This is a genomic window from Eikenella corrodens, assembly GCF_900187105.1.
In the GTDB taxonomy this organism is placed as follows: Bacteria; Pseudomonadota; Gammaproteobacteria; order Burkholderiales; family Neisseriaceae; genus Eikenella; species Eikenella corrodens.
This window is the reverse complement of the sequence record NZ_LT906482.1, coordinates 1,158,934-1,171,189: the sequence shown is the minus strand read 5'-3', so window position 1 is coordinate 1,171,189 and position 12,256 is coordinate 1,158,934. Positions and strand designations below refer to the sequence as shown.

Sequence of the window (12,256 nt, the reverse complement as noted above, 5' to 3'; positions counted from 1 at the left end):
GCGGAAAAAGTTCAGTCTAACAGAAACGAACGTATCAGCACAAATATTTACTGACAGCGCTTCCTCACGCAAGCTGCCTGTGGCGGGGAGAGCGAGTTTTTCAGGTAGCCTTTGGGCGGATAGAGGCTACCTGAAACACATAACAACAGACCGTTTGGATAATCAAACTCAACCATCCCTTTCAGGTAGCCTTAGCCGGCTGGATTTCTTTTGCCTGCCTTTACTATAAAACGTAAGGCAAAAATGCTAATATGCCGCAGTTTGCCGCACACACACCGGCTTGATGTTTACCGATTGCAGATTGCCCATGAAAACCCCTCTGTTCCCCCTTGCCGTAATTGCCGCCTTGCTGCTGAGCCTGCCAGCCCGTGCCGACGGCAAGGCAGGGGAGGCGGCTGCCAATTCGGTGCAAAAAAATAAAGAAAAAGAATCGATCGAGCAGCCCACCACGGTTAATCCCAACAAACTGCCTTTCCCCATTTCCATTGATGCGCCTGCCGATTTGGCCGCACTTTTGCGCGAGCATCTTTCCATTATCAACCGCCAAACCGAGCCGGATGCGGATATTGACCAAGAACAAATGCAGTTTTTGGCCGAAGAAGCGCCAGACGAAATCAAACAGATCGTGCGCTCGCAAGGCTATTTCAGCGCCGATATTCAGGTAGCCCCGCACGGCCGCGGCTGGCGCATCACGGTAAAACCCGGGCCGCGCACGCAGGTGAGCAATGTGGAGGTGTCGATTGTGGGCAAGGTGTTGGAAGACGCCGAATTGGCCAACTACTATAAACGCGCCATGGCCAACTGGGCCTTGCCGGTGGGCCAGCCGTTTGTGAACAGCGAGTGGAGCAGCAGCAAAGACTCGGTGCTCTCCGCCGTGCGCCGCTATAAATATCCGCTGGCCTCGCTCACCGAAAGCCGCGCCACCATCAACCCGCAAACCAGCCAAGCCGTGCTCTCTGTGAGCGTAGACAGCAAACAGCCGGTGTATTTCGGCGATATTCAAGTGAGCGGCAACGAGCGTTACCCTGCCTCGGTGATTACCGGCATGGCGCAGTTTAAGCCAGGCGAACCCTACGATTTCGATAAAATCCTGGATTACCAACAGGCACTGGAACAAGACAGCCACTACAGCCGCGCGCAGGTGGAGGCCGATTTCTCCAAAATGGTGGACGACCACGTGCCGCTGTTGGTGTCGGTGAGCGAAGTGCCGCGCCAGAAATTCGATATCGGCCTGCGCTACGACTCCAAAGACGGCCCCGGCATCCGCCTGGGCTACGAACACTACAACGTGTTCAACCGCGGCTATGTGTTTGCCGGCGCCACCGACGTGAACCGCTACGAAAAAAGCGCCAGCATCGGCCTGAGCCAGCCGCGCAACAGCAACGGCTGGTATTGGACGGGCAACATCGCCTACAACAGCTCCACCACACAGAAACTGGATAAAAACACCCTGCAATCCGGCATCTGGCGCGTGCGCGACCGCGACGGCATCGAAGCGCGCTTCGGGCTGGAATACATCACCGAATCACGCCACGTTGTGGGCGGCCCCGACTTCGGCCGCAGCAATGTGCTGATGCTTACCGCCGCCTGGCGCCGCCAAAACATCGAAACCCTGCTGCGCCCGGCCAACGGCTATTATTTGGAAGGCAAGGTAGGCGCCACCGTCGGCTCGCTCGGCTCGTCCGCCGTGGTGCAGCGCGTGCACGGCCGCGCCGGCTACTATTTCACGCCGGAAGAACACAAAAACATCGGCACCTTCATCGCACGCGGCGAACTGGGCTACACCCATTCCAACCAAGATTTGGAAGTGCCCTCCGTATTGCTGTTTCGCAGCGGCGGTGCCAACAGCGTGCGTGGCTACGAGCAAGACAGTATCGGCCTGAAAGGCCCGAATAATTCTGTGCTGCCCGACCGCGCCTTGGCCGTAGCCAGCTTCGAATATCAAAAACCGATCGGCAAAAACTTCGCGCTGGCGCTGTTTCACGACATGGGCTCGGTGAGCCACAACTTCACCAACATGAATTGGCATCACGGCAGCGGCGTCGGCCTGCGCTGGTTTAGCCCGATTGCCCCCTTCTCCTTCGATTTGGCCTACGGCCACCAAGACCGCAAACTGCGCTGGCACATCAGCCTGGGAACCCGATTCTAAATGACCGACACCGCACTACCTGTTGATTCCGACACCCTGCCGCCCGAGGCCGAAAACGAAGCCGCTGCCGGCGACACTCCGCCAAAAAAGCCGCGCCGCCGCTGGCTGCGCCGCCTGCTTTCCGCCTTTTTGCTGCTGCTCACGCTTCTGGTGGCAGCCGTGGTGTGGCTGGTGGGCACCGAATCCGGCCTACGCTTCGGCATCACCAAAATCCCTTCCTGGTTCGGTGTGAACATCAGCGTGAAGGAATTGAACGGCAGCCTGTGGCGCGGCTTTCAAGGCAGCGGCATTCAGGTAGCCACCGAGGGCACCGATTTAGACATCAGCAGCGTGGCGCTGCAATGGCAGCCCCAGGAATTGTGGCACCGGCAGCTGCACGTCAACCGCCTGGCCGCCGGCGACATCCGTATCATCAGCAAGCCTACCCCGCCCAAAGAAGACCGCCCACCGATGGGGCTACCTGAAAGCGTGGATTTGCCCTTGGGCGTGCAAATTGAAAAAATCGAAGTCGGCCGCATCCTGCTGGGCAAAAGTAACAACCCAGTAGTGGAATCCGGCGCGGTCAGCTACCAATTCGACCATCAAAACCACCAGCTCAACCTCGTTTCCCTGCGCCTGCCCTGGCACAATTTCAGCGGCAGTGCCACGCTCAATACCGCCACGCCCTTCAAGCTCGACGGCCAAATTGTGGGCAGCGGCGAGCTGGACGGCAAACAGGCCGACAGCGCCATCACCATGAACGGCAGCCTGCAAAACCCCGAGCTGCTCGTCCAGCTGGACAACGGCGACTCCCACTTTGCCGTAAACGGCAAACTGCGCCCCTTCGAGCTGCTGCTCAACCGCAAAATCGTCAACCTCAACATCGACGGCCGTCAAATCAACCCTGAATGGTTCGATCCCTCCCTGCCCGCCGCCGATTTGGTGTTCAACCTCGCGCTCAATCCCGCCGAAGAAGCCGACACCCTCGCCGGCCTACTCGAAGTGCGCAACCAAGCCCCCGCACCCATCAACGGCAACGGCATTCCCGTAGCCGGCATCAACGGCAAACTCAAAGTGGACACCAGCGGCAAACTGCATCTGTACAATGTCGATACCGAGCTGGCCGCCGGCGGCCGCATCACTTTCAACGGCAACATCGACAGCGCCAACCAAAACATGGCCGTAGATGCCGCCGTGCAGCAATTCAAACTGCAAGACATCCTCAAACAAAAGCTCGACCTCAGCCTAGACGGCGACATCAAGCTTTCAGGTAGCCTTGGCAGCCCGCAGGCCGATTGGCAGCTTAAAGCCGGCCAAACCGCCACCAGCGGTACCTTCCAGCTGCTCACTGACAAAACCAACCGCCAGCGCAGCATCCGCCTGCAGCAAGTGAAAATCACCCCCGCAAACGGCGGCGAAATGCACGGCGAAGCCCTGCTCGAGCTCTTCCAAGGCCGCAAAATCACCGCCCGCGTTAACAGCACCCGCTTCAACCCCGCCGCCGTGCTGGCCGATTTGCCGCAAGGCAGCGTGAACGGCAGCGTGAAGCTCGACGGCAGCCTGGCCGACCAGCCCAACCTGCACCTCCTGCTCGATTGGCAAAACAGCCAGCTCTCCGGCGCACCGCTCGCCGGCAAGGCCGATTTGCGCTATCAAAACGACCACCTGCCCAAAGCCGACCTCCATCTTCTGCTCGGCCGCAACCGCATCCACGCCGACGGCAGCTTCGGCAAAGCGGGCGACCGCCTCAACCTCGATATCGACGCGCCCAACCTCAATCTCTTCGGCTTCGGCCTCACAGGCTACCTGAAAGCCCAAGGTTTCCTCTCCGGCGACCCCGCCAAGCTCACCGCCGACCTACGCGGCCACGCCGACAGCCTTGCCGTGCAAAACGCCGTGCGCATCGACCGCCTCGATTTCGACCTCAAAGGTTCTCCCGATCTCAACCAGCCGCTCAACATCAAGCTCGACGGCCGGAAAATCCACATCGGCAGCACCCAAATCGACAACATCAACCTCAACGCCAACGGCAGCGGCAAAAGCCACAGTATCACCGGCAACAGCAGCCTCAGCCTCAGCGGCAAGCCCTTCCGTCTCAATCTGGCCGCCAACGGCGGGCTGAACAACGAGCAGCAATGGAACGGTCGCATCGGCCAGCTCGACATCGGCGGCGCCTTCAACCTCAAGCTGCTCAACCCCATCCAAATCGAAGCCGGTGCCAAACGCGTACGTCTCGACAACGCCCACTGGGCAGCCATGGGTGGCAGCCTCAACCTACACAATTTCGTGTGGGAAAAACAAAGCGGCATCAGCAGCAAAGGCAACGCCACCAACCTGCACCTGCAAGAGCTGGACAACCTGATCGGCCTGGGCAAAGACGACAAATCCGTCAAACTGCAGCTCGTGGTGGCCGGCGATTGGGACTTGCGCTACAGCCGCGACGCCACAGGCTACCTAAAACTCACCCAGCAATCCGGCGACGTGGTTATCCCCTACCGCCAGCAAGCGCTGGGCTTGAGCAATCTCGTGCTCGACACCCGCTTCCAAAGCGGCCGCATCGACAACCGCCTCACCGGCAAAACCCGCTACGGCACGCTCGACGCCTCCGTAGCCGTGAGCCAGCAGTTTGGCAACGCCATCAGCCAAGCCCCAATCAACGGCTACCTGAAACTCGACATCCCCGAACTCGACGCCATCCGCAACCTCCTGCCCGGCGGCATGAGTGCCAAAGGCGCGCTCGCCATCGACACCACCGTGTCCGGCAACGTGGGCGAGCCCCGCCTCAACGGCACCGCCACCGGCAAAAACCTCTACTACCGCGACCGCAACACCGGCGTGATTTTGGATAACGGCAGCCTCAGCTCCCGCTTCCAAGGCCGCGACTGGGTAATCGACTCGCTCAAATTCACCCGCAAAGACGGCAGCGTCGAGCTCAAAGGCCGCGTCAACCTCACCGGCACCACCCCCGATGTAGACGTCAACGCCCAGTTCACTCGCTACCCCATCCTCGACAACCCCAACCGCAAGCTCACCCTCAGCGGCAACAGCCAACTGCTCTACAACCCCGGGCGCGGCATGGCGCTAAACGGCGAGCTCAAAGTGGATAGCGGCCACTTCGGCTTCCAGAAATCCAGCATGCCCGGGCTCGATGACGACGTGGTGGTGCTCGGCGAAGAAAAACCCGCCGACACCAGCACCGCCACCCCCATCGAGATGAACCTCACCCTCGACTTGAACGACAACTTCCGCTTCAGCGGCCAAGGGCTGGATGTGTTGCTCGGCGGCAAGCTCACCCTCAGCGCCAAACCCAAAGAGAACGTGCGCGCAGTGGGCACTGTAAACATCGTGCGCGGCCAATATAAAGCCTATGGCCAAGACCTCGTCATCAACAAAGGCCACATCTCCTTCGTCGGCCCCATCGCCTCGCCCAACCTCAACCTGCGCGCCACCCGCAAATATTCCCCCGTGGGCGCCGGCGTGGAAGTGCTCGGCAGCCTCGACAACCCGCGCGTGAGCCTCGTATCTAACGAGCCGATGAGCGACAAAGACAAGCTCTCCTGGCTCATCCTCGGCCGCGCCAGCAGCGGCAACGAAAGCGACGAAGCCACCGTAGCCGCCGCCGCCGGCGCCTTCCTGGCCGGCAACATCAACGACAAAATCGGCCTCCTCGACGACTTCGGCATGACCACCCGCCGCACCCGCAACACCCAAACCGGCGAGCTCAACCCGGCCGAACAAGTCATCACCTTCGGTAAACGCATCACCAACGAGCTCTATCTGGGCTACGAATACAGCGTAACCAGCGCCAACCAGGCCGTGAAGCTGATCTGGCAGATCAACAGCACCCTGCAGGCCATCAGCCGCGTCGGCACCGACTCCGTGAGCGGCGAAGTGCGCTACACCATCCGCTTCGATTAGCCGGCCATGCGGCCAAGCCGCCGCAAGGTTTTGGCTTGGATAAAGTTTCATGTAGCCTCCGCCAATGCGCGGCAGGCTACCTGAAAACCCAACCCTTCTCTCGTAAGAGAATGAGATAAATCGCAGATTTGCCAATTATTTATCGGAAAAAATATGAACCGCCGTATCAAAATCCTTCTTGCCGCCAGCCTGTTGGTCGCATCATTAACCACAGCCGCCGCACCAACGGCCGAGCAGCGGCAGCAACTCGATCAGGCCTTTTCCGCCTATCAGCAACAAGACTACCGCCGCGCCCATGAATTATTTTTGCCGTTGGCACAACAAGGCGATGCTACCGCTCAGCAAAACCTCGGCCTCTTGTATGCGAAGGGGGAAGGCGTGCCGCAAGACTATGCTCGTGCCCGTTATTGGTTTGAACAAGCGGCTGCCCAAAATGATGCTGCTGCGCAATACAATCTCGGCGTCCTTTATAACCGTGGGCTGGGTGTAACTCAGGATTATGCCCATGCCCGCCATTGGTTTGAAAAAGCTGCTGCTCAAGGTTATGCCGCTGCGCAATACAACCTTGGGTCCCTATATTACAACGGGCATGGCGTGCCGCAAGACTATGTTCGTGCCCGCCACTGGTATGAAAAAGCGGCCACCCAAGGTGATGCTGTTGCACAATACAATCTCGGCGCCTTTTACGACCGAGGACTGGGAGTAACTCAGGATTACGTCCGTGCCCGCCGCTGGTATGAAAAAGCCGCTGCACAAGGCTATGCTGCCGCACAATATAACCTCGGTCTGTTATATGACCAAGGTCATGGTGTGCCGAAAGATTATACCCGCGCCCGCCATTGGTTTGAGAAAGCCGCTGCACAAGGACTGGCGGCTGCGCAACATGGTCTTGGTGTCCTTTACAACCGTGGGCAGGGCGTAACTCAGGATTATGCCCGTGCCCGCTACTGGTTTGAAAAAGCTGCCGCACAAGGGGACAGTTCCGCCCAATCTGCATTGCGCCTGCTGCAACAGGAAGGGCACTAGCCTGCCTCATCAGGCTACCTGAAAACATCGGCAAGCCCGCGCAACCTGGTTAGCCGTAGGTTGTAGCAGTCCAAGCTATCTTAGGCAAACATTGGGTTGCGGTTTGCCGCCTAATCCAAGATAGGGCTTTCAGGTAGCCCCAATCCGCATTCAGGCTACCTGAAACCGTTTCCCGCAGCCCGGGCATTCATGCCCGACATCCGCGCCCCCACTTCACCCAATCTGATTTTTCAGGTAGCCTCTCCCCACCCAAAGGCTACCTGAAACGCTTTATCCAATCATGCTCCCCGCCCTCTACCGCCTGCTTACCCGCCTGCTCGGTCGTCCGCTGGCCCGTCACCTGCTCGCCAAACGCAGCCGTCGTTCCCCCGCCTATCTGCTGCATCAAGGCGAGCGTTTCGGCGAGCCGCTGGATAATCCTGTGCAGCACGCCATTTGGGTGCACGCCGTGTCTGTGGGCGAAACCCGCGCCGCCGTGCCGCTGGTGCAGGCTTTGCGCCGCCGTTTTCCCGATGCCCCGCTGCTGCTCACGCAAATGACGCCCACCGGCCGCGCCACCGCCGAGAGCCTGTTTCCCGATGCCCAATGCCGCTACCTGCCCTACGACCACCCGGCTTGGACAGCCGCCTTCCTCGCCCAGCATAAGCCGCGTTTCGGCATCATCATGGAAACCGAAATCTGGCCGAACCTGCTGGCCGCCTGCCGCGCGGCCAATCTGCCCGTGTTCCTGGCCAACGCCCGCCTCTCCGAGCAATCCGCACAGGGCTACCGTCGCTGGCCGTCCCTGTTCGCCCCCGCCCTGCAATCCTTCCGCAGCGTGCTCGCCCAAACCGAAGCCGATGCCGAGCGCCTGCGCAGCATCGGCGCGGAAAACGTGCTGGTGTGCGGCAACACGAAATACGACATTGCTCCGCCCGCAGCCATGCGCGAGCTGGCCGCGGCGTTTAAGCAACGCATCGGCGGCCGCCCCGTTGTGGTGTGCGCCAGCACGCGTTTCCATCAAAACCAAGACGAAGCGCTGCTGCTGCTGCAAGAGTGGCAGCAGTATCAAGGCGATGCGCTTTTGGTAATCGTGCCGCGCCATCCCGAGCGCTTCGATGCCGTGGCCGAAGGCGCGGCGGCGCTCGGCCTGCGCGTGCAGCGGCGCAGCGACGAAGCCGCCGTGCGCCCCGACACGCAAGTGTGGCTGGGCGACAGCATGGGCGAGCTGTTCTCCTACTATCTGGCCGCCGATCTGGCCTTTGTGGGCGGCAGCTTGGTGGACACCGGCTGTCAAAACATCATCGAACCCATCGCCTGCGGCAAGCCTGCCCTGTTCGGCTATTCCACCTACAACTTCGCCGCCGCCTGCGCGGGCGCATTGGCCGCCGGCGCCGCGCTTCAGGTAGCCACCCCCGCCGAATGGTATGCCGCCGTACAACACTGGCTGGCGAACCCCGCCGAACGCGAACGCTTCTCCGCCCAAGCCGCCGGCTTTATCCAAGCGCACCAAGGCGCCAGCGAGCGGATTGCCGAAGCCGTGTGCGCGGCTTTGGACGAGGCTACCTGAAAACGGAGCGAAGCGAAGTTTCTGAGAAGCTAAAACGCCAGCTTCAACGAAGTTAAAACAAGGTTTCCGAAAGAAGCTGAGTTTCTGTGAAGCTAACGTTTCAGGTAGCCCCATAGCATGATGCCAAAAGGACGATGAGATGGAACAAAGTAAGCTGCAGACAACCGTTCCCGCCAAACCGCCTTACCCGTGGCGGGTGCCGATGATTTACGCCTTATTGGGCGGGCCGTTGGGGGCGTGGCTGTTGGCTTGTTACTACTTATGGCTGCAAAGCGGCTGGCTTTCCCGAGCCGGTTTGGCTGAGGTGATGGGCGCAATGTGGGGATTGGTGCTGTGGGGATATGTGTTCGGCGGCATTCCCGCGCTGCTTACCGGCTTGCTGTCCATGCGGCTGCGCCTGCACCGCACGGCAAAAGGTGTGGCCTGCGCGGTGGTGACGGGTGCGGTGCTGTCATTGTTATGGTTTGTAGTAATAAACTGGGATGTCAGCACGTTGTATAGCCACTCGCAAACATTGTTGATGAAAATGCTGGTTATAATGAGCTGCGGCGCGGCCAGCTCGCTGATTTTGTCGGCATTTCTGCCCAAACCGCAGCTGCAATAAATCGGGTATCCATACCCGGCTTACAGGCTACCTGAAAGCATGAGCCGCAATGAAATGAAGATTTTCAGGTAGCCTTTCCCCCTATTTCTCCGTTCCAAAAGAAAGGTCTTCCCATGCCTCTCCACCATCATCTCCCTGCCGCGCGCTATTCCGAAGCCGTGGTGGCCAACGATTTCGTTTTCCTCTCCGGCCAAGTGCCCGCCAACCCTGAAGCCGATATCGAAGCGCAAACCGCCGATGTGCTGGCGCAAATCGATCGGATTCTGGCCGATTGCGGCTCCGACAAGGCGCATATTTGCGAAGCGGTAATCTATCTGCCCGATATGGCCGACTACGCGGGCATGAACCGGGTGTGGGATGCCTGGGTGGCGCCCGGCAAAGCTCCTGCCCGCGCCTGTGTGCAGGCCGCGCTGGCGGATGCGGGCTGGAAAGTGGAAATCAAGATTACGGCGCTGCAGCGCACCGCATGACAGCAGCGGCCTTCTGCCGTACAATCCGCGCGGTTTCTGTTTTATATGGTTAGGGAGTGTTGATCACTTCTGGTTTCCGCGTCTTTATTGCCCCAGCGGCATCTTCCGCGCTGGAAATCATTGCAAGGTGTCCAGCCTTACTGCGGTTTCCGCCTTGAATCTGCCGCCTTGGGGGCAAAAACCCACTGGGAAAAGTGGTTGCCAGCAGCCCCTAAAGCATTTATCCCTTTTTTGCAACGGCATCTTGCTTGGTGTGCAAGAGAGGCTTCGGCCAACAGCTGCTTCAGGCTACCTGAAACCGGCAAAACTACGGAACGATATGGTTTATCAGAGAAAATTCATTAAAGAAGTATCACAAACGGCGATGGGCGTATTCGTGCTGCTCTTGGCCACATTGGTGGCGGTGCAGGCGGTGAAGCTGTTGGGCGGCGCGGCCGGCGGCAAGGTGGCGGCAGACGCGGTGGCCACGCTGGTGGCATTTTGGACGGTGGCGCTGATGCCCATCGTGCTCATCCTCACCGCCTATATCAGTGCGCTTACCGTGCTTTCCCGCTATTGGCGCGACAGCGAAATGGCGGTGTGGCTCTCGTCCGGCCTGTCGCTTTACGGCTGGATTAGGCCATTGATGGCGTTTGCCGTGCCTTTCGCCCTGCTCACGGCATTGGTGTCGATGCTGGTGATGCCGTGGGCGGATGCGCGCAGCCGCGAATTTGCTGAAGTGCTGAAGCGGCGGCAGGATACTTCTATGGTGCGCCCGGGTGTGTTTCAGGAGTTTGGTGGCAGCACGCCACGCGTGTATTTTGTGGAAAAATTCGATGCCGGCAGCGGCGAGGCGGCCAATCTGTTTATCCGCGAACAAAACCCGCAGGGGCGCGACACGCTGATTACCGCCGAACGCGGCCGCTTTGCCGAAGCCGACAACAAGCGCACGCTGGAACTGTTTAACGGCCGCCGCTACAGCGGCACGCCGGGTATGGCGGATTACGATGAAGTATCGTTTGAGCGCCTGCATTTGGTGGTGGGCACTGCGCCCAAGCTGGTGCAGCGCGATATCCACCGCCGCACCGTGCCAACGGCCAAGCTGTGGGGCAATACCAACCCCGACTTGCGCGGCGAATTGATGTGGCGCATCACCATGCCGGTGAGCGTGCTGATTTTGGCGCTATTGGCACTGCCGCTTTCCTATATGGACAACCGCAGCGGCCGCAGCTACAGCCTCTTAAGCGCCATCGGCATGTTTCTGCTCTATCAAAACGGCCTCACGCTGGTGCGCGACGGCATCAGCAGCGGTAAGATTCCGCTGTGGCCGGGTTTGATTGTGCCGCATCTTTTGATGCTGATGTTGGCCGTATTGCTGTTGCGCGTGCGCAGCCAGCCCTCGCGACCATTTTGGCAGGCTTTGCGCCTGGCCTTGGGAGGCAAACCGGCATGAAACTGCTCACCCGCTATCTGATCCGCCGCTTGGGCACGGCCACGTTGTATGCGCTCTTGGCCTTAGTGGTGCTGTTCTCGTTTTTTGAAGTGATTAACGCCGTAGACGATGTGGGCGACGGCAACTACACCGTGCTCACCCTGATTCTGTATGTGGGTATGCGCCTGTTCGGGCATATGTATACCCTACTGCCGCTGGCCGTGCTCATCGGCTGCCTGGCCGCCTTGAGCCAGCTCGCCTCCGCCAGCGAATGGACGGTTATCCGCACCAGCGGCGCTTCTCTCAAGCGCATCATTGCCACCGTGGCTTCAGTAGGCTTGCTGGCTGGGCTGCTCGGCGTGGCTTTGGGCGAATGGGTTGCCCCCTATATGGAACAACGTGCCGAGCGGCTGCGCCTGCATGCCGTACAACAAACTGTGAGTCTGGGCGGCAGCGGCCTGTGGTTTCGGCAGGGCAGCGACAACATCAACGTGCGCGAAATGCTGCCCGACGGCCGCCTGCTCGGCATCCGCATCTACCGCTATAACCAACATGCCGCACTGGAATCCGCTTGGCAAGCCTCCGAAGGCCGTGTAAACGGCAACGGCACTTGGACGCTCAAACAGGTGGCGCGCACCCATATTGCTGCCGAACGCACCCAAACCGAGCAGCTTGCCAGCGTAGAATGGCCCAGCGACGTGGGCGTGGAGCTACTCGGCGTGCTTTTGGTGGACACCGACCAAATGTCGGCCCGCAGCCTGAAAATGTATATCGACCACCTACAAAGCAACGGCCAGCAAACCGCCGCCTATGCCACCGTTTGGTGGCGCAAGCTGCTCTACCCGCTGATTTGCACGGTGATGGCCTTGGTGGCGCTCGCCTTCACGCCGCAAAGCTCGCGCCACGGCAACATCGGCGTGCGCCTGTTTCTCGGCATCTGCCTCGGCCTCGCCTTCCACTTCGCCGGCCTGCTCTCCGGCTATGTCGCCCAACTCTCCAGCATGCCGCCCTTCGGCGCCGCCATCCTGCCCGGCACGGTATTTGCCATCGCTGCCGCTTGGCTAATTAGGCGGCAGGAAGTGCGTTGAGAAAAGGCTACCTGAAAATAGGCTACAGTATTTTTCAGGTAGCCTCAGGTTTCGGTTCAGCA

At 59.9% G+C, this 12,256-nt stretch carries 8 protein-coding genes; all 8 read left to right on the top strand.

What is annotated here, in order from left to right; all coding sequences use genetic code 11:
* Positions 1-307 precede the first annotated feature (307 nt).
* The 8 genes from CKV94_RS05870 to lptG all read left to right on the top strand — a co-directional run bounded on the left by CKV94_RS05870 (position 308) and on the right by lptG (position 12,194).
* Entirely contained in the window at positions 308-2,149 is a 1,842-nt protein-coding gene (locus CKV94_RS05870; RefSeq protein WP_003823731.1) for an autotransporter assembly complex protein TamA, read from the top strand.
* Entirely contained in the window at positions 2,150-6,046 is a 3,897-nt protein-coding gene (locus CKV94_RS05865; RefSeq protein WP_003823730.1) for a translocation/assembly module TamB domain-containing protein, read from the top strand.
* Positions 6,047-6,199: 153 nt separating this feature from the next.
* Positions 6,200-7,072 carry an SEL1-like repeat protein gene (locus CKV94_RS05860; RefSeq protein ID WP_003823728.1) on the top strand — a complete coding sequence of 291 codons (873 nt, stop codon included), beginning with the start codon at positions 6,200-6,202 and terminating at the stop codon, positions 7,070-7,072.
* Positions 7,073-7,352: 280 nt separating this feature from the next.
* Entirely contained in the window at positions 7,353-8,621 is a 1,269-nt protein-coding gene (gene waaA, locus CKV94_RS05855; RefSeq protein WP_064103652.1) for a lipid IV(A) 3-deoxy-D-manno-octulosonic acid transferase, read from the top strand.
* Between the two features lie 139 nt (positions 8,622-8,760).
* Positions 8,761-9,225, top strand: coding sequence for a hypothetical protein (locus tag CKV94_RS05850; RefSeq protein WP_003823723.1), 465 nt, complete (start codon positions 8,761-8,763; stop codon positions 9,223-9,225).
* Between the two features lie 113 nt (positions 9,226-9,338).
* Complete coding sequence (locus CKV94_RS05845; RefSeq protein WP_003823721.1) at positions 9,339-9,695, top strand: RidA family protein; 357 nt, start codon at positions 9,339-9,341, stop codon at positions 9,693-9,695.
* Between the two features lie 319 nt (positions 9,696-10,014).
* The gene (gene lptF, locus CKV94_RS05840) at positions 10,015-11,127 is read left to right on the top strand and encodes an LPS export ABC transporter permease LptF (RefSeq protein ID WP_003823718.1); all 1,113 of its coding nucleotides are present in this window, start codon (positions 10,015-10,017) and stop codon (positions 11,125-11,127) included.
* A complete protein-coding gene (gene lptG / locus CKV94_RS05835; RefSeq protein WP_003823717.1) occupies positions 11,124-12,194 on the top strand; it encodes an LPS export ABC transporter permease LptG in 1,071 nt (356 codons plus the stop codon). The genes lptF and lptG overlap by 4 nt, the downstream gene beginning before the upstream one ends.
* The last annotated feature ends 62 nt before the right edge of the window (positions 12,195-12,256 follow it).